The organism is Micromonospora sp. WMMD708, from assembly GCF_049315245.1.
GTDB lineage: Bacteria > Actinomycetota > Actinomycetes > Mycobacteriales > Micromonosporaceae > Micromonospora > Micromonospora wenchangensis.
Map to the genome: position 1 here is coordinate 1,386,943 of NZ_CP186060.1, position 26,384 is coordinate 1,413,326.

The following is a 26,384-nucleotide window of genomic DNA, read 5'->3' on the forward strand; positions in this document are numbered from 1 at the left end:
TACCACCCGCCTCTCCTGCCGGGGACCTGCCAGGGGCTCTCCGGCGCGCCCATCGTCGGCGCGTCCCGGGTGAACCGGGCTCGTCCCGAAGGGGTGAACCGGGCCGCGCCGGGTAACCGCCGCCGACCGGGGGAGGAACGCGCCGAGTGGGGGTGGGGTGCCAAATGCCGCAGCAGCCCGTACGGACGGTCGATCCGACACCCCACCCCGGCGACGCCGCGACCACCCCGGCGTCCGTCGAGCCGCCGCTGCTGGCCTCCCGGCTCACCCCGCCCGCCCCGCCCGAGCCGATGCTGCTGCGGCCCCGGCTGCTGGCCCGCCTCGACGACGGGGTCGCCGGCATCCTCACCGTGGTCCGCGCGCCCGCCGGCTGGGGCAAGACGACACTGCTCGCCGCCGGGGCGCAGGCCGCGACGTCGACCGGGAACCCGGTGGCCTGGATGCAGGTCGAGGCGGGCGACAGCGGACCGCGCCTGTGGGCGTACCTCACCCGGGCCCTGCACGGTGCGCTCCGGACCGAACCGGACGAGCCGCCACCCGCCCCCGCCGGTCGGTGGCGGCCCGCCGGGCTGGAGGCGCTGGCCGCCGCACTGGCCGCCCGGGAACATCCCGTCCGGCTGGTCCTCGACGACCTGCACCGGGTGACCGATGCGGAGGTACTCACCGGGCTGGAGTTCCTGCTCCGGCACGCCGACGGACGGTTGCGCCTCGTCGCCGCCGGTCGGACCGGCCTGCCACCGGCCCTGCACCGGCTGCGGTTGGCCGGGGAGCCGACCGAGATCGGCCCCGACGACCTGGCCTTCACCACCGACGAGGTGGCCGACCTGCTGGTGGCGCACGGGGTGCCGCTACCGGCGGCGGTGGTCGACCGGCTCCGGGAACGCACCGGCGGCTGGCCGGCGGGCCTGCGCTTCGCCGCGCTGGCCGCCCGGGGCCAGGCCGACCCGCAGCGCTGGCTACGACGGTTCGGCGGCGACCACCCGGACGTCGCCGCCTACCTGCGCGCCGAACTGCTCACCCCGTTGCCGGAGCCGGCCCGGGAGGTGCTGCGCCGTTGCGCCGTCGGCGAGGCGGTCCGCGCCGACCTGGCCGACGCGTTGACCGGACGTCCCGACGCCGGTCAGGTCCTGGCCGGCCTGGCCCGCGACGGTGGGTTCCTGCACCGCGACGACAGCGACCCACCCTGGTACCGGCCGCACCCCATGCTGGCCGACCTGCTGCGCGAGGAACTCGCCGGCCTCGACGGGCGGGAACGCGACGAACTGCACCGGCGGGCCGCCGACTGGTACGCCGACCACGACCGGCCGGCCGACGCGCTGCACCACGCCCTGACCGCCGGGCAGTGGGACCGCGCCACCGAACTGCTGCTGGCCCACTGGCCGGAACTGGTCCCGTACGAGCGCGAGCCGCCGCACCTGCCGCCGCCCCCGCCGCCGGCCGGGGCGGTACGCCGCGACCCGGAGCTGGCGCTGGCCGCGGGCACCGAGCGGGCGTACGCCGGGGACGTGGCGGCGGCGACGGCCCGGCTGCGGGACGCCGTACAGGCCGCCCACACGCTGCCGGTGCCGCACCGGGACCGGTTCCGGCGGCTCGCCGCGGCGTTGGAACTCACCCTGGCCCGGTTGTCCGGCGACCCCGCGACGGTACGCACGGCCGCCGCCCGCCTGCTCGCCACCGCTTCGGCGGTGCCTGCGGATTCGGCGCTGCCGGCCGGTGCCGACCTGGCAGCCGGCGATGGTGCGGTGACCGGCGATGATCCCCGGACGGGGAGGGACGACGCGGACGTCCGGGCGGTGGCCGGCACCGCGCTCGGCCTGGCCGAGCTGGCCGAGGGGGGACTGGGACGGGCCGGAGCGTGGTTCCGGGCCGCGCTGGCGGCGGCCCGGCGGGCCGGCCGCCCCCGGACCGAGCTGGTCGGCGCGAGCCGGGCAGCCCTGCTGCTCGCCCTCGCCGGTGAGCTGACGCCGGCCGAGGAGACCGCGCGGGCGGCCCTGGCCATGCCCTCCTGCCAGGGGTGGTCGGGGCGGGTCGACTGCGGCTACGCACACCTGGCGCTGGCGCTGGTGGCGGTGCACCGGGACCAGCCCGCCGAGGCGACCGCCGAGCTGGCGGCGGCCGGCGCGGTCACCGGTACGGCCGTGGCCGGGGCGGTGGCGGCGCTGTGCCGGGCCGCCCTGCTCCGGGACGCGGGTGAGCCGGCGGCGGCGATGGCGGCGGTGCTGAGCGCCCGCGACGAGCTGACCGCCGGCAGGTCGACGTCCCCCGACGACCCGGTACCGCCTGGCTTTGCGGATGCGCCCGATGGTGCGGATACGCCCGGTGGTGCGGACATGGACGATGGTGCCGGTGGTGCCGGAGCGGCCGGTGGTGCGGATACGCCCGGTGGTGCGGGGGCGGCCGGTGGTGCGGGGGCGGCCGGTGGTGCCGGGGAGTTGGCTGACCGGTTGCTGGCCCTGGAGGCCGACCTGCGCGGCGAGCAGGGTGACGTGGACACGGCCCGGCGGCTGCTCGGTGAGCGGGCCCTCGGGCCGGAGCCGGTGCCGGTGCTGGCGTTGGCGTTGGCCCGGGTGGAGTTGCGGGCCGGTGACCTGCGGGCCGCCCGGCACGCCCTGCCCGACTGGGACGCCCCGGGCGCGGCCGACTGGCCGTTGCCGGTACGGCTCGCCGCCGGGGTCCTGGACGCGCTGCTGACCCGACGGGCCGGTGACGAGCGTCGGGCCGGGCGGCTGCTGGAACGGGTGCTGGACCTGGCCGGGCGGCACGGCCACCGACGGGTGTTCACCCGGGCCGAACCGGAGGTCCGGGAACTGCTCGCGGCCCACCTGGACTCCGGTACGGCGTACTGGCCGCAGGTCAGCGACCTGGTGCGGGACGCCACGCCGCCGCCCGGCCAGGGTGCGTGCGGCACCCGGGGCGGGCCGGCCGGTCCCCGGCAGGGCGACCCGGAGCGCCCCCTGGACGAGCCGCTCACCGAGCGGGAGTTGACCATCCTGCGGTACCTGCAGAGCATCCTGTCGAACGTGGAGATCGCCAGCGAACTGTCCCTGTCGGTCAACACCGTCAAGACCCACGTCCGCAACATCTACCGCAAGCTCGACGCCACCCGCCGCCGCGAAGCCGTCCGCCGAGCCCGCGACCTCCACCTCCTCTGACACCCCCTGCCTCACCCACCCCACCCCACCCCACCCCACCCCACCCCACCCCGCTCTGCCCCACCCCGCTCTGCCCCACCCCACCCCACCCCACCCCGCTCTGCCCCACCCCGCTCTGCCCCACCCCGCTCTGCCCCACCCCGCTCTGCCCCGCTGCGGTGATCAAGAAGTTTGCGTCGAAGTCGATCTTCAAATTGACTCAAACCTCTTGATCAACTGACGCAAACCTCTTGATCACCGGGGCAGCGCCGGGCAGCACCGGGTGGGCAGCAGCGCAGGGCGGGGTGAGGTGGGGCCGCGCGGCCGGGCGGCCAGGGTCAGGTGGTGGCGGCGTCCACGGTGGCGAGGAGGGTGGCCAGGTCGAGTGGGCCGTCGTGGCGGTCATCGCCGACGAAGAGCGTCGGTGTGCCGTTGACGCCGCTGCGGATACCGCCGGTGAAGTCGTGCCGTACCCGGTCGGCGTGCACGTGCCGGTCGACCTCGGCGTCGATCTCGTCCGGCGGGATCCCCACCTGCGCCATGCCGAGCGACAGGTGCACCGGGTCCAGTTGGTCCTGGTGTTCGTAGAGCCAGTCGTGCATCTCCCAGAACCGGTCCCGGTGGGCGGCCGCCTCGGCCACCTCGGCGGCCCGTTCGGCGTACGGGTGCAGGTTGGTGATCGGAAAGTGCCGGTAGACCAGCCGGACGGTGTCCCGCCGCTGCCGCAGCACCTCGGTCAGGTTCGGGTACGCCGCCCCGCAGTACGGGCACTGGAAGTCGCCGTACTGCACGAGGGTGACCGGGGCGTCGAGCGGCCCACGGACATGGTCGGTATCGGTCACCGGCACCCGGAGCCGGGCGGTGACCTGCAACGGGCTGCTCATCGGGTCATCACCTGCCGTTCGGTGCCGAGCTGCTCCAACGCGTCGAGGATGCCGTCGGCGCCCGGGTTGACCTCGGCGGGGGACAGGTAGCTCCAGGCCACCGTCCCGGCCGGGTCGAGCACCACCAGGGCCCGGCCGGCCTGGCCCTGCGGCGTGTACGCCCCGTAGCCCCGGGCCACCTCGCCCTTGGGTTCGAAGTCGGACAGCAGCGGGAACCGGACGCCCCTGGCCTCGGCAAAGGCGCGGTGCGACCAGAGGCTGTCCACCGAGATGCCCAGCACCGTCGCGTCGTACCGCTCGAACTCCGGCATCGCGGCCTGGTAGAGCGCCATCTGGTCACCGCAGACCGGGGACCAGTCGGCGGGGTAGAAGGCGAGCACCACCGGCCGGCCGCGGAACTGCGCGGGTCCGGTCCGTCGCCCGTCCGGGGTGGCCGGCAGGGTGAATTCGGGGGCCGGTGTCCCGGGTCGGATCAGCCCGTCGGATCCAGTCATGCCGCCCACCGTCCCACCGGGTCGGGTGAGGGCGGCTCACCCGACCCGGGTGGTCCTGCCCCACCCACGCCACCACGTCCTGCCCCACCCCCGCCACCACGTCCTGCCCGCCGCGTCGTCAGATCGGATTCGGACCGTAGGAAGGGGAGGCGGTGGCGAAATTCGGGCGCTCGCGGTGTCGACAACCGGATCGGACTCGGGCAGTCTGACGGACGGCGAAGGACGGGGTGGAGAGATGGACGTCGATCAGGTGCGGATCTTCGGTCGCCGGCTGGCGGGCGTGTCGTGGCGGATTGCCCGGCACGAGTGGACCCTGGCGGCGCTCGCCGCGCTGCTGCTGGCCGTGGTGCTGACCTGGCCGACCCTGCGCGATCCGGCGAGCACCATCCCGCAGGACACCGGCGACCCGACGTTGCAGGCGTGGCAGGTGGCCTGGGGCGGGCACGCCCTGCTCACCAACCCGTTGCAGGTCTGGCACTCCAACACGTTCTATCCCGAGCCGTACACCTACGCCTACTCCGACACCCTGCTCGGGTACGCCCCGTTCGGCATGATCGGGGACGGTCCGGTGGCCGCCGTGATCCGCTACAACCTGCTCTACCTGCTGACCCACGCCCTCGCCCTGTTCGGGGCGTACGCGTTGGCCCGGCAGGTGGGGGCCGGGCGGGCCGGGTCGGCGGTGGCCGGGGTGGCCTTCGCGTACGCCCCGTGGAAGCTCGCCCAGGCAGGGCACCTGCACGTGCTCAGCATCGGCGGGATCGCCCTCGCGCTGGCCATGCTGGCCCGGGGGCACGGCTGGTCGCTGCGGCACGGCCACCGCCCCGACCGGGTCCGTCCGGGGTGGGTGGTCGCCGGGTGGGCGGTCGCCGCCTGGCAGGTCACCCTCGGCTTCGGCATCGGCCTGCCCTTCGCGTACGTGCTGGGTCTGCTCTGCCTCGGTGCGGTGGTCACGTACGGCGTGGTGTGGCTGCGGCGGCGGACCCGGCCGGTGGTGCCGCGCCGCCTGCTCCTGGCCGACCTGGCCGGCGGGATCGGGTTCGCCGGGGTGACCCTGGCGATGGCCGCGCCGTACTTCGAGGTGGTGGCCCGTAACCCGTCCGGCCGGCGGACGGTGGCCCAGATCGAGATGTTCTCCCCGCCGTGGCGGGGGTTCGTCACCGCGCCGCCGGAGTCCTGGCTGTGGGGGGAGCGGCACGAGGCCGCCCGCGCCACGCTCGGCTTCCCGGGCGAGATGACCCTGCTGCCCGGGGTGGTGCTGCTGTCGCTGGCGGTGGCGGGGCTGTTCTTCTCCGCGTGGCGGCTGCGGCACCGGCTGATGCTGGCCGGCGCGGCGCTGGTCAGCGTGGCGCTCGCGGCGGGCACCACGTTCGGTGGCGACGGCGACCCCGGCTACGTGACGCTGGTCGAGCACGCCCCGGGCTGGGACGGGGTGCGTACCCCGGGCCGGCTGGTGCTGTGGACGACCCTGCTGCTCGGCCTGCTCGCCGCCGGGGCGTTGACGGTGCGCGGGCCGGCGCCGGAGACCGCCCCCGGCGCGGATCCGGAGCGGGGGACCGACCCCGGCACGGAGCCGGCCGGGGATCAGTCGCCGGGGTCGGACGCGGAGCAGGGGACAGTGCCGGTGGGGGAGCAGCGACCGGGGCCGGCCGGGGACCAGCCGCCGGGGCCGGACACGGAACCCGGGTCGGAGCCGGCCGTGCCGGTGCTGCGACCGGCGGGAGCGCCCGTGCTGGTGGAGGCGTCCGCACCGGCGGAGGTGGCCGGACCACGGCCGGCGCTGCGGTCGGCGGCGTGGTCCGGGTCGGCGGCCGAGCAGGCGGCCCCCCGGGAGTCGGCCCCGGAGCGGCCCGCCCGGCAGTGGCGGCTGGCCCGGTTGGCGCTGCTGGTGCCGCTGCTGCTGGTGCTGCTGGAGGGGGTCAACCGCACCCCGCACGTGCCCGCGCCGGAGCAGCCGGCCGTGCTGCGCGGGCTGACCGGCCCGGCGCTGGTGCTACCCAGCGACGGCATCCGGGAACTGCACGTGATGCTCTGGTCGACCGACGGGTTCCCCAAGGTGGTCAACGGGCTCGCCTCGTTCACCCCGCAGTCCCAGGAGCGGATCAGGGCGGCGAGCATGACCTTCCCGGACGCCACCTCGGTGGCGTACCTGCGGCAGGTCGGGGTGCGCACGGTGGTGCTGCTGCCCGGCTGGGCGGCCGGCACGCCGTGGGCGGACGTGGCCGTCCGACCGGTGGACGGGTTGGGCATCAGTCGCGAGGTCGTCGGCGAGGACGTCATCTACCGGCTCTGATGGCCGAGTTAGTTGGGAGCGCTTCCTAATTCGGCGGCGTACCGGTTACTGTTGGGTTCTTCTTCGGCAGCGGGAGCCAAGCGTGCCGGCGGGGAGCCAGGGCAGCTCTTCGCACCCGTCGACGTCCCCACGGGCACGTCGCACCCTGACCCTGGCATCCCGAGAGGAACCGCAGATGCGGAGAAGTCTCGTCGGCGCGGTCACCACCGTGCTGGCCGCCGCGACGGCTGTCGTGGCCGTACAGTTCACCGTCGCACCGTCCACACCGGCCGCCGCGGCGGCGGCCGAGGCGTACAGCTGGAAGAACGTCCGGATCGACGGCGGTGGCTTCGTCCCCGGCATCATCTTCAACCAGACCGAGAAGAACCTGATCTACGCGCGCACCGACATCGGTGGCGCGTACCGCTGGGAGCAGGCCAGCCAGTCCTGGACGCCGCTGCTCGACTGGGTCGGCGCGGACAAGTGGGGCTACAACGGCGTGGTCAGCCTGGCCACCGACCCGGTGCAGACCAACCGGGTGTACGCGGCAGTCGGCATGTACACCAACGACTGGGACCCGAACAACGGCGCGATCCTGCGCTCGTCGGACAAGGGCGCCACCTGGCAGGCCACCGCGCTGCCGTTCAAGAACGGCGGCAACATGCCCGGCCGGGGCATGGGGGAGCGGCTCGCCGTCGACCCCAACAAGAACAGCATCCTCTACTACGGCGCCGAGGGCGGCAACGGCCTGTGGCGCAGCACCGACTACGGGGTCACCTGGGCCAAGGTGGCGAACTTCCCCAACGTCGGCAACTACCGGGCCGACCCCAACGACACCACCGGCTACCAGAGCCAGAACCAGGGTCTGACCTGGGTCACCTTCGACAAGAGCACCGGTACGGCGGGCACCGCCACGCAGACCATCTACGTCGGCGTGGCGGACAAGGCCAACCCGGTGTACCGCTCGACGAACGGTGGCACGAGCTGGGAGCGGATCGCCGGTCAGCCCACCGGTTACCTGGCCCACAAGGGCGTGGTGGACCCGGTCGGCGGCTTCCTCTACATCGCCACCAGCGACACCGGCGGCCCGTACGACGGCGGCAAGGGTGACGTGTGGAAGTTCAACCGGGCCACCGGCGCGTGGACGCAGATCAGCCCCATCCCGTCGTCCAGCACCGACGCCTACTTCGGCTACTCGGGGCTGACCATCGACCGGCAGAAGCCGAACACCCTGATGGTCGCCACCCAGATCTCCTGGTGGCCGGACGCGATCTTCTTCCGCAGCACCGACGGTGGCGCGACCTGGAGCCGGATCTGGGAGTTCGGCAGCTACCCGGAGCGCACCAAGAAGTTCACGATGGACATCAGCTCGGTGCCGTGGCTGACCTTCGGGGCCAACCCGGCCCCGCCGGAGGAGACCCCGAAGCTGGGCTGGATGAACGAGTCGGTGGAGATCGACCCGTTCGACTCGAACCGCTTCATGTACGGCACCGGCGCGACCATCTACGGCAGCACCGACCTCACCAAGTGGGACACCGGCGGCAAGCTCACCATCAAGCCGATGGTCAAGGGCCTGGAGGAGACCGCCGTGCAGGACCTGATCAGCCCGCCCACCGGGGCGCCGCTGATCAGCGGGCTCGGTGACATCGGCGGGTTCCGGCACACCGACCTCGACGCGGTGCCGCCGATGCTGTTCACACAGCCGGTCTTCACCACCACCACGAGCCTCGACTACGCCGAGGCGAACCCGGCGACGATGGTCCGGGCGGGCAACTTCACCGACGCCGACCGCCCCAACGACAGCCACGTCGCGTTCTCCACCGACGGCGGGGCGAACTGGTTCCAGGGCAGCGAGCCGGGCGGGATCAACAACGGCGGCACGGTCGCCGCCGCCGCCGACGGCAGCCAGTTCGTCTGGGCCCCGGGCGACGCCGGGCAGCAGGTGATCCGTTCGGTCGGCTTCGGCAACTCGTGGACCGCCGCCACCGGCATCCCGGCCAACGCCGTGGTCGAGTCCGACCGGGTCAACAAGAACAAGTTCTACGGCTTCAGCGCCGGCAGGTTCTACGTCAGCACCAACGGTGGGGCCAGCTTCACCGCGTCCGCCGCCACCGGCCTGCCGACCACCGGGAACGTCAAGTTCAAGGCGGTCCCGGGCAAGGAGGGCGACATCTGGTTGGCCGGTGAGGGCGGGCTGTGGCGCTCCACCGACTCCGGGGCCAGCTTCACCAAGCTGGCCGGGGTGTCGTCGGCGGTGAACGTCGGCTTCGGCAAGGCCGCCCCCGGGCAGACGTACCCGGCGGTGTTCACCTTCGGCACCGTCGACGGCAAGCACGGTGTCTACCGCTCCGACAACACCGGCGCGGCCTGGGTGCGGATCAACGACGACCAGCATCAGTACGGCAACGCGGGCGAGGCGCTGACCGGCGACCCCCGGGTCTACGGCCGGGTCTACCTGGGCACCAACGGCCGGGGCATCCTGGTCGCCGACCGGCTCGGCGGCACCCCCACCCCGACGCCGACCACCCCCGGCCCGACCACGCCGCCGCCGACGACGCCGCCCCCCACCACGCCTCCGCCGACCACCCCGCCTCCCACGACGCCCCCGCCCACCACGCCCCCGCCGACGACTCCGCCGCCCACCGGCGGGTGCGCGGCGACGTACAAGGTGACCGGATCGTGGCCCGGTGGCTTCCAGGGTGAGGTGACGGTCCGCAACGCCGGCACCAGCGCGATCGCCGGCTGGACGGTGAGCTGGACGTTCGGCAACGGTCAGACGGTCAACTCGCTCTGGGGCGGCACCTTCACCCAGACCGGGGCGAACGTCTCGGTGCGCGACGCCGGGTGGAACGGTGCGCTCGGCGCTGGCGCGAGCACCAGCATCGGCTTCACGGCCAACGTCACCGGCACCAACGCCGTCCCGGCGGTGACCTGCGCCAGCCGCTGACACCTATCAACTATCCGACACTGGCCGGCTCCCCCGATCCTGTCGGGGGAGCCGGCGCGTGTCCGGTCCGGGATCTGCCCGGTCCAGGGGTGGTCGACTCGGTCGGGGAATCGACTCAGTGCGGCGAAGTTGTGGCATCAACCCGGGTCTTTGCCGCAACATCGCCCCAATGGGGGTGGATCGAAGACGACGTGGGCCCCGGTCGACGCTGAGGAGCGTCGACCGGGGCCTGTGTGTGTCGTGGAACGTTTGCGTGCCGTGGAGCGGTCAGTCGTCCAGTCCGACGGGGGAGTTCGGCCGGTCCACGTCGACGAACTCGATGTCGTCGACGGCCCGGTCACCCCGGCTGCCGGCGGCCCGCGCGGCGGTGCCGGCGGCCCAGCCGATCGCCGCGCCGACCAGCGCCGCGCCGATCAGCAGGGTCCAGGGCAGGGCCGGACGCCGGCCGGCGAGCGCGTCGAAGGCGAGCGTCGCCCGACGGCGGGCCTCGTCGGCGGTCGAGCCGACCAGGTCACCGGCGTCGGCCAGCCCGGAGTCCCGGACGGACCGGGCGGCGTCCCGGACGCTGTCACCGGCGGAGTCCACCGCCGAGAGCAGATGGTGCCAGGCCTGGTCGGCGATCCGCTCGGGCTTGCTGCGGCGCTCCAGAAGGTTGCTGCCGATCATCGTCTTACCTCCTCGAATGCCGAAGTCTGCGGCCACTTCGGATGTCGTCTGCGTGCCGCGGGACGGTTCTCGCGCCGACCGGACACCCGGTCGGTGTCCGAGCAGTGCCCCGCCCGGCCGGGTCGCAAACCCGCTGCGTGCGGGTGACCGTCACCGCTCAGCGCACCGAGACCACCGAGGTGGCGCGGGCGAAATCGTCCCCGTCGTCGTCATCGTCGTCGTCCCCGCCGCCGAAGCCGCAGGCCAGGACGAGAGCGAGCAGCGCGCCGACCCCGGCCAGGCCGAGTAGTTTCCTGAGCATCGATCCGTCTCCTCGATCGTGGTGACCCATCTCTCGCCCACGGTAGGCACCCGGCACAAGCTGCACCGGGGGAGTCGGCGGGACGCGTCGGGGAGCCGGCGGGGCTCGCCCGGCGCACCGCGTCCGGGTGTCGGTGGACCGGGACCGCTACTCTGGGACGGTTGGAACGGCCGAGCTGGGCCGTTCGTCGGAAGAGAACAGGACCAGCAACGGTGCGGAGAGGGACGGTCCGGTCCGTCCGGATCCGCGAATTGCTCATCCCGAGGGGTGGCGACCGAGGCCATCGGAGGAATACTCTCGGTCGCGGCCCGCGTACTGATGAGGCGCCCGGGGACGGGCGAGTGGAGGTGCTCGCGTGAGCCTGTCGATCGTGAAGTCGGTCCTGCCGGCCGGTGTCATCGAGATCGCCCCCCGTGGTGAGATCGACGTCGACACCGCCTACGAGGTACGTGAGGCGATCGCCGAGGTGCTGGCCAAGGGCCGGCCCGCGCGGATCGAGCTGAACATGCGACTCGTCACCTTCATCGACTCCGTCGGGATCAGCGCCATGGTCGCCGGCTTCCAGACCGCCGAGGTCAGCGGCGTCAAGCTGATCGTCACCGAGCCGAGCCGGTTCGTGCACCGGCAGCTCTGGGTCACCGGCCTGCTCGGGCTCTTCGGCGCCCCGGAGCCGTACTTCGCCGGTGCCGCCACCCCCGAGGTCCTGCCCGGCGCCTGACCGGGCCACCGGTCGGCGTCAGGGCCACTGACCAGGGACGTTGCCAGTCCGTCTCCGGTACGGCACGATCGTGCGACCGACGATGGTCAGGAGGCCCGGTGGTCCGGCGGGAGAGCTTCAGCTACACGGTGCAGGCGCGCTGCTCACCGGCGGAGGCGATGGAGCTGCTGAGCGACCTGTCCCGGCAGGAGGAGCTGCATCCCCTGATCGTCCGGGTGCGCCGGCTGGCCGCCCGGCCGGGCGCCCTGGCCAGCTACGCGATCACCGACCGGCTGGAGCTGGGGCCGCTGCGGTTCCCCGTCACCTACCAGGCCGACGTGCTGCTCGCCGGCGACGACGAGATCGTGACGGTGGCCCGCCAGCAGCCCGGCACCACCGTACGCAACCACACCCGGCTGCGGATGGAGGGTGACCTGCTGCGGATCGACGTGGAGATCACCCTCGCCGCACCGGCGCCGTTGTTCGGCTACGCCTTCCGGCAGGCCCGCGCGGCCCACCTGGGGCTGGCCAGCCGCCTCGGTGCCGTTCTGGACTCCCGGGCCGGCGACCCGCCTCCGGTGGGCTGACCACCGCCGGCACCCCGGGCTGCCCGACCCGGTCGCGGCGCGGCGGCACCTGACCTGACCTGCCGTTGCGGCCGGCCGTGGTCCGGTGGCCCGCCCGGGCCGGACGGGCCACCGGGTCGGCTCAGATCATCGACAGGTGCACGTGGTTGGTGTGGTCGCTGGACGGGTCCCCGTTGCCCCCGCTGTACGCCTTCCACCCGCTGCTCGGCAGCCAGATCCGCTTGAACCAGATCACGTACAGCACACCGAGCCGGTCGGCGTTGCGGATGAAGTACGCGGCGAGGTTGTTGCCGTACGTCCGGTCGCCACCACTGGCCACCCCGCCGAAGCCGTTCCGCTGGGCGGCGAAGTCGCACGCCCGGCCCTTGGGGTGCTCGCCGGAGCCGCTGGGCCGGTAGCAGGAGACGTACCTGGTGAAACCGGCCGCCTTGGCCTGGTTCAGGGCGTTGAGCGTACGCGGGGTGATACAGCCGTTGGCCGGCGTCGGGTCGTTGACGCTGCACGACTCGGACGGCCAGGAGCCGTCGGAGTTGCGGGGCGCCCCCTTGGCGTTGCTGGTGGACGTGCCGTCCGAGCTGCCGGAGTCACGGGAGGTGGGGGCCGGCTTGTCGGCGGCGGCCACCGCCAACGCCCGTTCGGCCTGCTCCTTGCGCTTGCCCATGGTGGCGACCTGCTTGCGCTGTTCGGTGATCTCCCGGCTGACCGCGGCCCGGGTCCGGACGGCCTGGTCCCGGGTCTCGATCATCGTGCGCAGTTCCTGGTCCTCCCGGGTGGCGACCGTCTCCAGCGCGGCCGCGCGGTCCAGGAAACCGCTCGGGGTGTTGCTGTTGAGCAGGGCGGACATCGGCCCGAGCCGGCCGGTGCGGTAGGCCGCGCCGGCGATTTCGCCGACCTTGGCGGTCTGCGTGACCAGTTGCCCCTCGATGGTCTTGAGCTGCCCGTCGAGTTCCTGCTGGCGCTTGGTGGAGCGTTCCAGGGCGGCCTTGGCCTCCAGCCAGCCCTTGCTGGCCGCGTCGAGCTGGTCGCGCAGCGCCGGGGTGCCGCCCTCGTCGTCGTCGCCGGGGGCGGCGAGCCGGGTGGCGGGCGCGGCGGCGGCCGGGGTGAACGGCGCGGCCGACACGCCCAGGGCCAGCGCCGTGACGACTGCGGCCAGTAGCCGCGTGGTGGTGCGTACGTGCATGCGGATGTCCTTCCGTCAGCCGCCGACCGGGTTAGCTGACGGGTTCGGGACGGAAGATCCCTACCGCTTGCGCGGATGCACCCCAGGAACGTGGTTCCCCGGTTCGCCCGGGCGGGCGATTAGGCGGCGGCCTCTGCCTGGCGGAGACCGGGGCCGAGCCTACCGGTACGCGTGTGACGCCTGCCTACCTCGTGACTGAGGGTACGAGAGTGAATACCCTTAAAAGGGTCAAACAACGCAAATTTTCGCGATCTCTGTGCGTGCGTACCCGGCGGGGCTGACCTTCCGGCCCGGGGTGGGGTCACCAGTGGGCGGGGCCGCACGCGCCGGGGGTCGCTCCCGGCTCGACCTGGAGGGTGGCGTGCTCGATGTGGAAGTCCTCCCGCAGGGCACCCCGGGCGGCCGCCAGCACCGTGCCGACCTCGGCGTCACCGGCCAGGGTGAGGTGGGCCGAGGCGACGTCCATGCCGGAGGTGAGCGTCCAGACGTGCAGGTCGTGCACCTCGGCGACCCCGGGCACGGCGGTCAGCCGGTCGTGTACGGCGGTCACCGGCAGGTGCTCCGGGGCGGCCTGCACCAGGATGCGCACCGCCGCCCGGCCGAGCCGCCAGGTGCGGGGCAGGATGAACACGCCGATCGCCACGGCGACCAGCGGGTCGGCCCACCACCAGCCGGTGCCGGCGATCAGCAGCGCCGCCACGATCACCCCGACCGAGCCGAGCAGGTCGCCGAGCACCTCCAGGTACGCCCCGCGCAGGTTGATGCTCTCCCTGGCGCCCTCCCGCAGCAGGCCGAACGCGACGATGTTGGCGAGCAGGCCGAGCACCGCCACCACCAGCATCGGGCCGGCCAGCACCTCGGGTGGCTCGCCGAGCCGGCGGACCGCCTCGATCAGCACGTAGACCGCGACCCCGCTGAGCAGGACGGCGTTGGCCAGAGCGGCGAGCACCTCCAGCCGGTAGAGGCCGAAGGTGCGCTGCGGGTCCCGTGCGGCCCGCCGGGTGGCGGTGATGGCGGCCAGCGCCATCCCGATGCCGAGCACGTCGGTGAACATGTGCCCCGCGTCGGAGAGCAGGGCCAGCGAGCCGGTGCCGAAGGCGGCCGCCGCCTCGACCACCATGAGCACGGCGAGCAACCCGAAGGCCGCCCAGAGCCGGCCCCGGTGCCGGTGTGCGGCATTGCTCACCGTCGCGCTGTGGTCATGACCTGCGCCCACGTCCACACCCTCCGTCCCCGCTGCGGACCGGCTCCAATCTATGCTCACATCGCTATGTATGCAAGTGACGGTCGGACGTCCGGCCAGGTGGGCCCGGTGCCGGTCGGTCAGCCGGTCGGCTCGACGGTGGTCAGGCGCTGGGTCGCCCTGGACAACGCCACGTAGAGCGTCCGCACCCCGGAGCCCGGATCGGCCCGGATCTCGCCGGGGCAGACCAGCACCACCCCGTCGTACTCCATGCCCTTGGCCTGGAGGCTGGTCACCACCTGCAGGCGCGCCCCGCCCCGGTCGCCCAACCAGCCGGCGACCTCGTCCCGGCGGGGCACCGGGGTGATCACGCCGACCGTCCCCGCCACCTCGGCCAGCAGCGCGTCCACCGCGTCGGCCGTCGCCCGGGCCAACTCCGCCGCCGGCACGTGCAGCGCCACCGGGTCCACCCCGGTGGAGCGCACCGCACTCGGCAACTCCAGGTCCGGATAGAGCCGGCGGATCTCCGCCGCCGCCACCGCGAAGATCTCCGCCGAGTTGCGGTAGTTGGTGGACAGCGTGAACCGGTGCCGACGCCGCCGGCCCAGCGCCTGGTCCCGGGCCCGGTCCAGCTCCGCCTGGTCACCCGTCCAGGCGGTCTGCGCCGGATCACCCACCACCGTCCAGGAGGCGAGCCGGCCGCGCCGGCCGATCATCCGCCACTGCATCGGCGAGACGTCCTGCGACTCGTCGACCACCACGTGCGCGTAGTCCCGGTAGTCCTCGGGCCGCTCCCGGGCCGCAGCCCGCGCGGCACGCTGCCGCTCCCCGAAGGTGCTCAGCTCCCGGACGCCGCCGGCGAGCTGGAACGGGTCCCGGCGGGCCTTCCTCGGACGGACCGGCTGACCCAGCAGCGCGTCCAACTCGTCGAGCAGGGCGATGTCGGCCACCGTCAGCCCTTCGGTGTCCAGCGACCGGTACGCCTGCACCAGCAACCCGACCTCCGCCCGGGACAGGACGCCGGCCGCGTACCGGTGCAGCCGCTCCGGGCGGGCCAGCCAGCCCAGCACGTGCCGGGGATGCAGCCGGGGCCACCACGCCTTGCAGAACTCCCGGAACTCCGGCCGCTCGATGATCTCGTCCTCGAAGGCGGGCTGCTCGGGCAGGCCGGCGACCGCCAGCCGGCGGGCCTGCGCGTACAACGCGGCGAGCACCCCGTCGAAGCCGACCCGGCGGACCTCGTTGCGGCGGGCGCCCCGGTGCAGCGCCCGGTCCCGGATGCCGTCCAGCTCGCGCCCCTCCAGGCGCAGCAGCGTCCCCCGGTAGAGCAGCCGCAGCTCACGCGGGCCGTCCGGCACCGCGTCCCGGGCCGCCCGCTCCAGCACCCGACGCATCCGCAGCGAACCCTTCACCGCCGCCACCTCGGGCCCGTCCGTGCGGGTCGCCGACAGGCCGGGGAACAGTGAACCCAGCGAGTGCAGGGTGGCGGTCTCCTCACCCAGCGACGGCAGCACCGAGGCGATGTACTCCACGAAGACCGCCGACGGGCCGACCACCAGGATGCCGCCGCCGGCGTACCGGCGGCGGTCGGCATAGAGCAGGTACGCCGCCCGGTGCAGGGCCACCGCCGTCTTCCCGGTGCCCGGCCCGCCGGAGACGATCGTGACCCCCGAACCGGGGGACCGGATCGCGTCGTCCTGCTCCCGCTGGATGGTGGCGATGATGTCCCGCATCCCCCGGCCGGTCGCCCGGGACAGGGTCGCCAGCAGCGCGCCGTCTCCCACCACCGGCATGTCCGGCGGGGCGGCCTCCGGGTCGAGCAGGTCGTCCTCGATCCGGGTGACCTTCTCGTCCGACGAACTGATCGTGCGCCGCCGCACCACCCCCAGCGGCTCCGCCGGGGTGGCCCGGTAGAAGGCGGCGGCGGCCGGGGCCCGCCAGTCGACCACCAGCGTCTCGGCGTCCTCGCCCCGCACGCCGAGCCGGCCGACGTGCAGCACCTGCCGGTCGCGCAGGTCCAGCCGGCCGAAGACCAGCCCCTCGTGCTCGGCGTCGAGCAGGTGCCGGCGCTGGGCGGCGTGGAAGACCATCGCGTCGCGCTCCACCAGCGCGCCGAAGTTGCCGACCCCGGCCAGCCGGTAGCCGTCCCGCTCGGCACGGGCGGCCGACCGGCGCAGTTCGGCGAGCCGGGCGTACACCCGGTCGAGATGCCGTTGCTCGGCGGCGATCTCCTGCTCCAGGGTGGTCTGGTCGGTCAACGTACCGGCTCCTGTGCGACGGCGACGCCGGGCGCGGGTGCACGCCAGGCGGAATGAGGGTACGGGCAGCCGCCCACCCCCCGGCGGGCCGATACCCGTAGCGCGACCTCCACCACCGCCGCGAGGGGCGTCGGCGGGTCGGCTCAGCGTGGCGTCCGCCCGGCGGACGCCGGGTCGCCCGGGACGCCGACTGGTGCCCGGCCGGCCCGGGCCCCGGTGGGACGACGGGGTCCCGGTGCCGTGGCCCGGGCGGCGGACAGCACCCGGTCGAGCACCCCGGCGACGGCGGCGTTCACCTCGTCCGGGCGCTCCATCATCAGCATGTGCCCGGCACCGGGGCAGACGGTCAGCTCGGTGGCCGGCAGGGCCGCCGCGATCGACTCCGCGCACGGCGGCGGGGTCAGCCGGTCCCGGTCCCCGACCAGCGCCGCCGCCGGCAGGTGCGCCAACGCGGCGAGCGTCGCCAGCCGGTGCTGGGCGCCGATCGAGGCGCGGAAACCACCGATCGAGCGCAGCGACGCGCGGGCCACCGCCGAGGTGACCAGCCGGATGTCGGCACCGGAGCAGCGGTCGCCGAAGAGCATCCACCTGATGCTCGGGGCCAGGGCGCGCAGCAACGGACGGGGTGGCCGCCAGGAACCGCACCGGGCCAGCACCCCGGCCCCGGTGGTCTCGGCGAGCCGGATCAGCCGGGCGATCCGCGGCGACAGGCCGTACACCGTGTGGGTGTGCCCCTCGGCGGTGGTGGAGACGAAGACCAGCCCGGCCGTACGGGCGGCGAAGTGGGACGGATGCCGGTGCGCGTACTCCATCACGGTCATTCCGCCCATCGAGTGCCCGACCAGCAGCACCGGCCCGGCCGGGGCGACCTCGTCCAGCACCGCCGCGAGGTCGTCGCCGAGCTGGGCCAGGGTCGCCGTGCGCAGCGCCATGCAACTGGACCGGCCGTGCCCCCGGGCGTCGTAGGTGACCACCCGGACCCGGTCGCCGAAGCGGCTGCCCAGGTCGGCGAGCTGCCGGTGCCAGGCCCGGCCGTCGAGCGTCCAGCCGTGCAGCAGGACCACGGTCACCTCGGCCCCGACCGGGCCGGTCACCTCGACGTGCAGGCGTACCCCGTCGGGCAGCCGCAACTCCCGTTGATCCGGCATCGCCACCTCCCAGGCACCCGGGACACATTCACCGGCGTAACCCGGCGGTAACACCGGCTACCCGACATCAGACCACGCCAACCGTGTCGGTGAGAAGATTCCCGACCCGCCCGCACGAGGTCGGTCCGGCGGTCAGTCTGGAGCCATGCCGAGATCACCCACCGCGGCCGCCCGGCCCCCCGAGCGGCCGTCCGTCGCCGCCGGGCCGCCCCGGGCCGCGCGCACCCCCCGGGCGGCGTTGGCCGAGCTGCTCACCGGCAACCGGCGCTTCGTCAGCGGCCGGCCGGTGCACGGGCACGACGTGACCGCCGCCGCGGCCGTGGCCTCCGGCGACCAGCAGCCGTACGCGGTGCTGCTCGGCTGCATCGACTCACGGGTGCCACTGGAGGCGATCTTCGACCAGACCTTCGGGTCGATCTGCGTGATCCGGACCGGGGGACACGTGCTCGACCGGGCCGTGCGGGGCTCGATCGAGTACGTGGTGGCGCAGCTCGGGGTGACCCTGGTGATGGTGCTGGGGCACGAACGGTGCGGCGCGGTCGCCGCGACGGTGGACAGCGTGCGGACGGGCCGGCGTCCGGACGGTGACCTGGGCTACCTGGTCGAGCGGATCACTCCGGCGGTGACCGAGGCGGGGCCGCACGACCCGGCCGTGCACCTGCTGGCCGTACGCCGGCACGTGCGCCGTACGGTGCGGGCGCTACGCGCCGACGACATGCTGGCCGGTCCGGTCGCGGCGGGTGGGGTGGACGTCGTCGGCGCCCTGTACGACCTGGACACCGGCGAGGTCACCCTGCTCGACGACGGGACCTGACCCGGCGGGCGCAGACGCGGAACAGCCCGCCGGGGTGACCCCGGCGGGCTGTTCCGGTCGTGCTGGGGGGAGGGCTCAGCCCTCGAAGACGCCGGCCTCGACGAGACGCTTCTCGGTCTTGTCCCACCCGTGGTCGGGGTGGGTGGCGGCGAGGTTGCTGATCTCGGCGCGGATCTTGGCGGCGTGACCGGCGGTGGCCAGCGTCCGGATCTCCTCGACGAAGGCGTCCGAGTCGGTACGCAGGTGCGCGGTCTTGCCGTTGGTCAGGTTCCGCACGTAGGCGTGCTTGCCGCCGTTGAGCGGGATGAGGTACTTGAACTCGCCCAGCACGCTGAGGGCGCCACCCTGGCCAGCCTGGCCGGCCCGGACTGACGCGCGCGCGGTCTTCGAGGTGTTGCTCGCCACGGAGATGCTCCTTGCAAGACGTACGGGAGGACGGGGACCGTCCGGGGGCTGTAGCGGGTGACGCCCGGTGGTCGTCTGACGCTCGGTGGTCATCTGACGGCCGGGTGGGTCGTCGGCCCGCGAAGTGGTGCGACGGCACAGAACCGCCCAGAGAAATATACACGACCACGGTGCCTGGCAGCTCACCGTGCCCGTCGGAGTGCACAACCCCGGTCACCGGTCCGGGTATTTCCCGGCGGCGAATTTTCCGATTCCCTGGCGCACCATCCGTCACAGCAGTCATCATGTGTGGCAACAGCCACTCGGGTGTCGAGGTCGTAGGGGAAGACGCACCTCGCCCTCCGGGAGGTCACCGTGCCAACGCGTGGCGTCGTATACGTCCACTCGACCCCGCTCGCCGTGTGCTCGCACGTCGAGTGGGCGATCGCGCGCGTCCTTGCCGCGCCGGTCAACCTGCACTGGACGGCTCAGCCCGTCGATCCCGGCGCCCGCCGGGCCGAGTGCGGATGGACCGGTCGGCCGGGGACGGGTGCCGAGCTGGCTGCTGCCCTGAGGCAGTGGCCCATGATCCGTTTCGAGGTGACCGAGGAACCCAGCACCGGCGCGGACGGCGAACGTTTCATGCACGTGCCCGGCCGGGGCCTGTTCCGGGCCGCGGTGGGCGCGGCCGGCGACATCCAGCTCGGCGAGGACCGGCTGCGCAGCATCATGGCGTCGGTACGCCCCGAGGCCCTGGCACACGCCCTGGACAAGGCGATGGGCACCGCCTGGGACGCCGAGCTGGAGCCCTACCGCTACGCCGGGGACGGTGCGCCGGTGACCCTGCTGACCCGGGTCGGCTGACCGTCACCCGCCCGCTGTCCCGTTCCCATGCGGTCGCCCGACGCCACCGGTCCGTCTCCCCGGACGCCGGTCGGCGCGCTTCTCCGCGTGCCGGCACCTGTCGGCCTGGCTCCGCACGCCCCCGTGCCCGCCGGTCTCACCTCCCGGCACCCGTGCCGATGACAACCGGCTGACCGCGCCAACGACGATCTTCATGCCGGCTGCGCCGCCCGCAGCGATGTCGCCGCGGAGAGCACTATGCCTGTGGGTCATAAATATGACCCACAGGCATAGTGCTCTTCAGGAGGTCGTCCCCGCATCGAGCGGCCCAGTGACCGTGTCCGGTCTGGGAGGGACGTCCGCCGACCGAGCGGCCGGTCCGGGTGAATCCGCTCACCCGGACCGGCCGCGTTCCGCCCGGGACCCGCCGGGTAGCCGGACACCCGGTCGGGGACGGGCACGCCGCACCCGCTGCCTGACCTGGCCGGGTTGCCGCTGATCTCCGGCGCGGGTTGGATGGGCCGGGTGCCGATCTCCCCGCGACGTGCCGGCGTCGCCGTCACCGCCCTGACCGCGCTGCTCGCCTCCGGATGTGCGGGGGAGGGACAGGCTCCCGCGCCGGTCCGCCCCGAAGCCACCCCGACGGCCACCGCGACCGTCGCCGCGTCCGCCGCCGCCGACGACCCGGCCGGCCGGGCCGCCGCGCTGGCCGGCACGCTCGGCGACGAGGACCTGGTGGGCCAGGTGCTGATGCCGTACGCCTACGGCAGTTCGGCGACGACGGTGACCCCCGGTTCGGCCGCCGGCAACCAGGCCCTCGCCGGGGTCGACACCCCCGCCGAGATGATCGCGAAGTACCGGCTCGGCGGGCTGATCCTGGTCGGGTTCAGCGCCGACGACCCCACCTCGGGCAACCAGTCCACCACCAACGTCGACAGCCCGGCCCAGGTGAAGAAGCTGACCGCCGGGCTGCGCGAGGCCGCCGGGAAGCTGGCCGCCGGTCCGGCGCCGTTCCTGGTCGGCACCGACCAGGAGTACGGCGTGGTCACCCGGATCACCGACGGGGTGACCACGCTGCCCAGCGCGCTGGCCGCCGGTGCGGCCGACGACCCGGCCCGGACCGAGGCCGCCTGGAAGGCCGCCGGCACCGAGCTGGCCGCGATGGGGGTGAACCTGGACTTCGCCCCGGTCGCCGACGTCCTGGCCACCCGCAGCACGGTGATCGGCTCGCGGTCCTTCGGCGCGGACCCGAAACGGGCCGCCGCGCAGGTCGCGGGCGCGGTCCAGGGGTTGCAGAGCGCCGGGGTGGCGGCCAGCGTCAAGCACTTTCCCGGGCACGGGCTCAGCGCCGCCGACTCGCACCGGGAGGTCCCGGTGGTCGGCCAGCCCCGGGCCGAGCTGGACGCCACCGCCTTCCCGCCGTTCCGGGCCGGCATCGACGCCGGGGCGATGGCGGTGATGTCGGCCCACCTCGACGTCACCGCCGTGGACCCGGGCACCCCGGCCACCTTCTCCCGCAAGCTGCTCACCGACGTGCTGCGGGGCGAACTGGGCTTCCAGGGGGTGGTGATCACCGACGGGATGAACATGCCGCCGGCCAAGCGCTACCCGCCGGGCGAGGCGGCGGTGAAGGCCCTGCTCGCCGGCAACGACCTGATCCTGATGACCCCGAACGTCGGTCAGGCGTACGACGGGCTGCTGGCCGCGCTGCGCGACGGCTCGCTGCCCCGGGACCGGCTGGTGGCGGCGGTCACCCGGGTGTTGACCATGAAGTTCCGGCTCGCCGACCGGCCGACGCCGGCGATGTCCACGCTCGACAGCGCCCCGCACCGGGCCGCCGCCACCGCGCTGGCCGCCGCGGCGGTCACCCAGCTACGCGGCAAGTGCGGCGTGGCGGTGTCCGGCCCGGTCACCGTCACCACCTCCGACGGGCGGGAGAAGACCCGGGCGGCGCTGGCCGCGGCGTTGACCGACGCGGGCGTGCGGGTGGTTCCCAAGGGCGGCACCCGGGTGCACCTGGTCGGTTACGGCGACAGCCCGAAGGATCTCGCCGCCGACGCGGCGGTCACCGTGGCGATGGACACCCCGTACGTGCTGGAGAAGGCGACCTCGCCGACCCTGCTGGCGACCTATTCGTCCAGCCGGGCCTCGATGACGGCGCTCGCCGGGGTGCTGGCCGGCAAGGCCCGCCCGACCGGCCGTTCCCCGGTGCCGCTGACCGGGCTGCCCGCCACGAGCTGCCCGGGCTGACCCCGGACACCGACGTGGCCGGCCACCGACGGAAGTCGACGACCGGCCACGGATACCGCGGTGGTGGTTCAGTTCAGCGGGACCTGCTGGGCCACTGCCGCGCCACCGGACTCGAAGGCGGCCAGCAGCGACGTCGGGGTGCCCCCGCTGACCGGGACCGTCACGGTGACCCGGTCACCGGCGGCCAGTCGTACGGTGTGCTCGCCCCGGGCCGTGTCGCCGTCCCAGGCGTACAGGTAGGCGGTGCCGGCCCGGTCGGCACGCAGGGTGACCTGCACGCCGTCGGTGACCCGCTGGGCCGAGGTCAGCCGCAGCGCCGAGTTCTTCAGCCTCGGCACGGCGGCCGGGGCCACCCCGTCGACGGCCGACTGGGCGATGGTCTGCGGGCTGTGCACGCTGCGCGCCGAGGTGTCCGGGAACACCGGCGCGCTGGGCTGCCGGGCCGCCGGCTGGTAGCCGGGCAGGGTGGCCAGACCGTAGCGGTACGGGTCGGCCCGGACGCCGGTGAAGGTGGACCAGCCCAGCCGGGACTGCGAGCTGAGGTCCTGGGTGTCCGAGTCGTAGACCAGCACGTTGAAGCCCATCCGGGCCGGGTCCACCGCGTCGGGCAGCACCGCGAACGGGATCATCGTCTCGATGGTGTACCCGGTGTACGGGGAGCTGACCTTGCTGACCACGGTCATCCCGGGTGCGGTGGTCGCCCCCGGGCCCTGCCGGTTGTCGGCGTCGCGCTGCCAGCAGGGCGGGTCGCCGTTGGCCGGGTCGTCGGTGGTCGGGAAGATGCCGGCCTTGAACACGGTGGAGGTGTCCGTCGAGTTCCCCTTCGGGTCGACGATGATCTCCACGCTGTCGGTGCGGCGCTGCCGCTTGCAGTCCTGCGGCACCACCTTTTTGCCCAGCACGTCGTCGGTGACCTGGACGATCACCTTCAGCCCGTCGGCGGTCCAGGCGATCCGACCGGTCGCCGAGGCGTCCTGCGGGGTCGTGGCCTGGCCCTCCCAGATGCGGGAGAAGTCCAGCTCCGGGCCGGGGTACTCGCCGGGCGAGGCGACCCCGTCGACGGTGCCGTCACCGGCGCGCGGGACCTCGGTGGTGGGCACGATCTCCAGCGCGCCGGTCTCCACGGTGCTGCCGGCGGCGCTGGTGGTGGTGATGGTGATGCCGTAGTCCCCGTCGGTGCCGCCCTCGTTGGCGGTCGGCAGGGTGGCGTCGGTGTTGGTGACGGTGAAGGTGACCGCGCCGGTCGCGCCGGGGGCCAGCGCGGGATAGCTCTTGGTGACCGCGTCGGCGGTGAAGCCGGCCGGCAGGCCGAGGGTGACGGTGCCGTCGCGGCTGACCCGGCCGTGGTTGCGCAGGTCGATCCGGACCGACCGCTGCTTGCCGGAGCCGATGGTGAGCACCGGCTTGATGAGGGTGTCCAGCTGCGGGTATCCGCCCTCACCGGCCCAGGTGCGGAACGTGCCCACCTCGGGCAGCGGCTCCAGGGTGCCGCGTACGTCGGCGACCACCCGGACGGCCCGGTCGGTGCGCCCGACGCCCTGGCGGGTGGTCAGGGTGGCCCCGATGAGCTGCTGCTGGTTGGTGGCGGCGTCGGCCGGAACGGTGACGGTGAACTTCCGGGTCCGCTCCTTGCCCGACGGCACGTCGTTGGCGAGTACGCCGGAGCCCTTGGCCTTCCAGCCCGCCGGCAGCCGCAGGTCGATCCGGGGCTTGACCAGGGCGCGGTTGTGCGGGGCGCGCAGGTGCGCGGTGACCTCGACGGTCGCGCCGGGGGCCAGGTCGAACCGGTCGGTGGTGAGGTACAGCTCGGTGCCCTTGGGCAGGCCACCGGTCACCGGCGGCAGCACCGAGCCGCGCAGGATCGCCTCCGGGGAGGTGTCCGCCGGGTCGTACGGGACGCGGCTGTCGATCAGCGTGTAGAAGTCGCACCGGATCTTCGTCGGGTCGGTGGGGGCGGCGGCGGTGCCGGCCCAGCCCTGGGTGACGTACTCCCGACGTGCGTCGACCTCGATCTCGGCCCAGGTCTTCCCGCTGGCGCTGGGAGTGCCCTCCCAGACGCCGAAGACCTGGTCGGTCGGGACGGTCGGGGTGAAGCTGGTGGCGCACTGCGGGCCGGCGGCGGAGCTGCCGGTGCCGCCGCTGCGCAGGAACTTCGCGGCCCGGAACGGGGCGAGGCCCTCGTTGCTGAGCTGCTCGGGGAAGGCGTTCGGGTCGGCGGCGGCGGCGAACGCCTCGGCGGCGAACCGGGCGGCCTGCTGGTGGTTGCCGTGGTTGCCCGGGGTCGGCGACGGGTTCATCGTCATGATGATCTCGGGTCGGGTGGTCCGGATGACCCGGACGATCTGGCCCAGGGTGTCGTCGTGGCCCCAGATCTGCTCCGACAGCGGGGCGGACGCGGTGTACCAGAAGTCGACCCGGTCGAGGTTGTAGAGGTTCTCCACGCCGGCCTTGCCGATCGCGGTGCGTTCCTCGCGTTCCCGGATGATGCCCAGCGGCGGCCCCTCCTCCAGACCGACGGCGTTGCCGCCGCCCTCACCCCGGGTGATGGTGACGACGCCGGCCTTGGCGCCGTACTTCTCCTTCCACTGGCCGAGGGTGGCGAGGCTGCCGGCCTCGTCGTCGGGGTGGGCGCTGACGAAGAGCACGTCGAGGTCGACGGCCTTGGCGGGGCGCACGTCGGCCGGGGCGGCGACGGCGGTGGCGGGCGCCCCGGCCACGGCCAGGGCGAGTGCGGTGGGTAGCAGGAAACCCTTGATGCGCATGCGGATCCTTCCGGGACCACGGTGTCCGGGCAGCGACCGTCCTCGTCGGACGCGGGGCGTCCGACGAGCGGTCGTCGGTGGACGGTGAGGCGGCGGGAACGGGAACGGTGGGCGTCGTCGGACGCGGTGCACCGGGTACGGCAGCGGTACGGGTTCCGTACACACTGGAAGGCCTTCGCCCGGTGACGCTAGGGACCAGCGCAGTGACACGTCAATGCTTTGGAAGGTATTTCTTTCTTTGCAGAAGAAATAAAGAGGGCGATGTCCGGGATGTCCTGCGCCGCGCCGGAACGGTGCCCCGAACCCGCCCATCGCTTACCATTGCGGACGTTTTTGCTGCTCCGGTGGTTCATGGCAGGCCGGCCGAGACGGACTCGTTACTTGACTCTTTAATTCGTTCGCCGTAGGAAGGAAATGTGACAGACGTGGTGACGCCACCAACGAGCCCGGTGAGCCGGGAGCGGTCGAAGGAGATCAAGCGGCTTTCCGTGATCTCCACCGCCCGCCAGGTCCGGGTGCTCTCCCGGGCCGAGCTGACCGAGCTCACCGGCCTGAGCCCTGCCACGCTCACCCCGCTGGTGCGGGACCTGATCGCCGAGGGATACCTGATCGAACGCGGTCCGGGCACCTCCCGCGCCGGTCGGCCCCGGGCGATGCTGGAGTTCAACCCCCGCGCCGAACTGGTCGCCGCCGTCTCGCTGGAGCCGTCCCGGATCAGTTGCGAGATCGCCGACAGCGACGGCGCGGTGGTCGCCCACCGCACGGTCCGGCTGACCGGCGACATCGTCGACACCATCTGCCGGTCGGTGCCCGAACTGGCCGGCGACGGGCTGCCGGCGCTGCGCGGGGTGGCCATCGCCGCGCCCGGCGTCATCTCCGGCGGCGCGGTCCGGCTCGCCCCCTCGGTCGGCCTGATCGAGGGCCGTCCGATAGGGGAGTCGGTCCAGCGGACGCTCGGCGTACCCGTGGTGGTGGACAACGACGTCAACCTGATGGCGGCCGGCGAACACGCCGCCGGTGCCGGCACCGACGTCGCCGACCTGCTGCTGCTGCACGTCGCCGACGGCATCGGCGCGGGCCTGGTGCTCGACGGCCAGGTCCGGCGGGGGGCCCGGGGCGCGGCCGGCGAGGTCGGTTTCCTGCCGCTGGACCCGGCGGGCCGGGGACACGACGGGATCGGCCCGTTCGAGGCCCGCTGGTCGGAGAACGCGATCGCCGAACGGGTGGTCGCGCTGGCCCCCGGCCGCCGCCCCGACTCGCCGGTACGCGCGTTGGTCGAGCTGGCCGCCGACGACCCGCGCGCCGCCGGCTACCTCGACGAACTGCTGAACGCCTGGTCCCGGCTGATCGTCTCCTGCGTCTGCGTGATCGACCCGGGGCGGGTGCTGCTCAGCGGTGCCGCCGCCGACCTCGACGACGCCGCCGTCGGCCGGCTCCAGGACCTGGTCGCCGCCGCCGCACCGAGCACCACCGAGGTACGCCGGGCCGTGCTCGGCGACCGGGCGGTGCTGCACGGTGCGGTCAGTTACGCCCTCTCGGCCGCCGCCGCCGGGCTGCCCACCCTGTTACCGGCCCCCTGACCTGCC

General features: G+C 73.9%; 19 protein-coding genes and 1 riboswitch. Of the genes, 9 read left to right on the top strand and 10 right to left on the bottom strand.

Translation table 11 applies throughout. The features are described from left to right. Positions 1-164 precede the first annotated feature (164 nt). Entirely contained in the window at positions 165-3,152 is a 2,988-nt protein-coding gene (locus ACN260_RS06400) for a LuxR C-terminal-related transcriptional regulator (protein WP_422755122.1), read from the top strand. A 317-nt stretch (positions 3,153-3,469) separates the two neighbouring features. On the opposite strand, the gene ACN260_RS06405 is transcribed toward ACN260_RS06400, so the two are convergent. Then, entirely contained in the window at positions 3,470-4,015 is a 546-nt protein-coding gene (locus ACN260_RS06405; protein ID WP_422755123.1) for a DsbA family protein, read from the bottom strand. Beyond that, a complete protein-coding gene (locus ACN260_RS06410) occupies positions 4,012-4,509 on the bottom strand; it encodes a redoxin domain-containing protein (RefSeq protein WP_422755124.1) in 498 nt (165 codons plus the stop codon). Before ACN260_RS06410 ends, ACN260_RS06405 begins: the two co-directional genes overlap by 4 nt. Before the next feature lie 235 nt (positions 4,510-4,744). On the opposite strand from ACN260_RS06410, the gene ACN260_RS06415 reads away from it, so the two are divergent. Together ACN260_RS06415 and ACN260_RS06420 are read left to right on the top strand one after the other, a co-directional pair. Continuing rightward, positions 4,745-6,799, top strand: a complete 2,055-nt coding sequence (locus tag ACN260_RS06415; RefSeq protein WP_422755125.1) for a hypothetical protein — start codon at positions 4,745-4,747, stop codon at positions 6,797-6,799. Between the two features lie 175 nt (positions 6,800-6,974). Continuing rightward, positions 6,975-9,725: a cellulose binding domain-containing protein gene (locus tag ACN260_RS06420; RefSeq protein WP_422755126.1), complete on the top strand. Its 2,751-nt coding sequence runs from the start codon at positions 6,975-6,977 to the stop codon at positions 9,723-9,725. A 267-nt stretch (positions 9,726-9,992) separates the two neighbouring features. On the opposite strand, the gene ACN260_RS06425 is transcribed toward ACN260_RS06420, so the two are convergent. Together ACN260_RS06425 and ACN260_RS06430 are read right to left on the bottom strand one after the other, a co-directional pair. Next, positions 9,993-10,391, bottom strand: a complete 399-nt coding sequence (locus ACN260_RS06425; RefSeq protein WP_088647175.1) for a hypothetical protein — start codon at positions 10,389-10,391, stop codon at positions 9,993-9,995. Positions 10,392-10,548: 157 nt separating this feature from the next. Beyond that, entirely contained in the window at positions 10,549-10,692 is a 144-nt protein-coding gene (locus ACN260_RS06430; RefSeq protein ID WP_422755127.1) for a hypothetical protein, read from the bottom strand. A gap of 355 nt (positions 10,693-11,047) precedes the next feature. On the opposite strand from ACN260_RS06430, the gene ACN260_RS06435 reads away from it, so the two are divergent. Together ACN260_RS06435 and ACN260_RS06440 are read left to right on the top strand one after the other, a co-directional pair. Then, entirely contained in the window at positions 11,048-11,410 is a 363-nt protein-coding gene (locus ACN260_RS06435) for an STAS domain-containing protein (RefSeq protein ID WP_067309377.1), read from the top strand. Between the two features lie 98 nt (positions 11,411-11,508). Beyond that, positions 11,509-11,976, top strand: a complete 468-nt coding sequence (locus tag ACN260_RS06440) for an SRPBCC family protein (RefSeq protein WP_422755128.1) — start codon at positions 11,509-11,511, stop codon at positions 11,974-11,976. A 121-nt stretch (positions 11,977-12,097) separates the two neighbouring features. On the opposite strand, the gene ACN260_RS06445 is transcribed toward ACN260_RS06440, so the two are convergent. From ACN260_RS06445 to ACN260_RS06460, 4 genes are all read right to left on the bottom strand, one after another. Further along, positions 12,098-13,156: a coiled-coil domain-containing protein gene (locus ACN260_RS06445; RefSeq protein ID WP_422755129.1), complete on the bottom strand. Its 1,059-nt coding sequence runs from the start codon at positions 13,154-13,156 to the stop codon at positions 12,098-12,100. 4 nt (positions 13,157-13,160) lie between these two features. Continuing rightward, a riboswitch (cyclic di-AMP (ydaO/yuaA leader) is annotated at positions 13,161-13,292 on the bottom strand. 165 nt (positions 13,293-13,457) lie between these two features. Continuing rightward, positions 13,458-14,372: a cation diffusion facilitator family transporter gene (locus tag ACN260_RS06450; protein WP_422755130.1), complete on the bottom strand. Its 915-nt coding sequence runs from the start codon at positions 14,370-14,372 to the stop codon at positions 13,458-13,460. 107 nt (positions 14,373-14,479) lie between these two features. After that, positions 14,480-16,597 carry a HelD family protein gene (locus ACN260_RS06455; protein ID WP_422755131.1) on the bottom strand — a complete coding sequence of 706 codons (2,118 nt, stop codon included), beginning with the start codon at positions 16,595-16,597 and terminating at the stop codon, positions 14,480-14,482. Between the two features lie 143 nt (positions 16,598-16,740). After that, positions 16,741-17,745 carry an alpha/beta fold hydrolase gene (locus ACN260_RS06460; RefSeq protein ID WP_422755132.1) on the bottom strand — a complete coding sequence of 335 codons (1,005 nt, stop codon included), beginning with the start codon at positions 17,743-17,745 and terminating at the stop codon, positions 16,741-16,743. 145 nt (positions 17,746-17,890) lie between these two features. Between ACN260_RS06460 and ACN260_RS06465 the strand changes: the two genes are divergently transcribed. Next, the gene (locus tag ACN260_RS06465) at positions 17,891-18,559 is read left to right on the top strand and encodes a carbonic anhydrase (RefSeq protein WP_422755133.1); all 669 of its coding nucleotides are present in this window, start codon (positions 17,891-17,893) and stop codon (positions 18,557-18,559) included. A gap of 75 nt (positions 18,560-18,634) precedes the next feature. Here ACN260_RS06465 and ACN260_RS06470 read toward each other — a convergent pair whose 3' ends face one another. Beyond that, complete coding sequence (locus tag ACN260_RS06470) at positions 18,635-18,964, bottom strand: hypothetical protein (protein ID WP_088647745.1); 330 nt, start codon at positions 18,962-18,964, stop codon at positions 18,635-18,637. Positions 18,965-19,318: 354 nt separating this feature from the next. On the opposite strand from ACN260_RS06470, the gene ACN260_RS06475 reads away from it, so the two are divergent. Next, a complete protein-coding gene (locus ACN260_RS06475; RefSeq protein WP_088647746.1) occupies positions 19,319-19,807 on the top strand; it encodes a DUF3145 domain-containing protein in 489 nt (162 codons plus the stop codon). A 504-nt stretch (positions 19,808-20,311) separates the two neighbouring features. Next, positions 20,312-22,036, top strand: a complete 1,725-nt coding sequence (locus ACN260_RS06480; protein WP_422756634.1) for a glycoside hydrolase family 3 protein — start codon at positions 20,312-20,314, stop codon at positions 22,034-22,036. Between the two features lie 68 nt (positions 22,037-22,104). Here the strand turns inward: ACN260_RS06480 and ACN260_RS06485 are convergent, their stop codons facing one another. After that, positions 22,105-24,798: a sugar-binding protein gene (locus ACN260_RS06485; protein WP_422755134.1), complete on the bottom strand. Its 2,694-nt coding sequence runs from the start codon at positions 24,796-24,798 to the stop codon at positions 22,105-22,107. 449 nt (positions 24,799-25,247) lie between these two features. Between ACN260_RS06485 and ACN260_RS06490 the strand changes: the two genes are divergently transcribed. Beyond that, positions 25,248-26,378, top strand: a complete 1,131-nt coding sequence (locus ACN260_RS06490; RefSeq protein WP_422755135.1) for an ROK family protein — start codon at positions 25,248-25,250, stop codon at positions 26,376-26,378. Positions 26,379-26,384 lie beyond the last annotated feature (6 nt).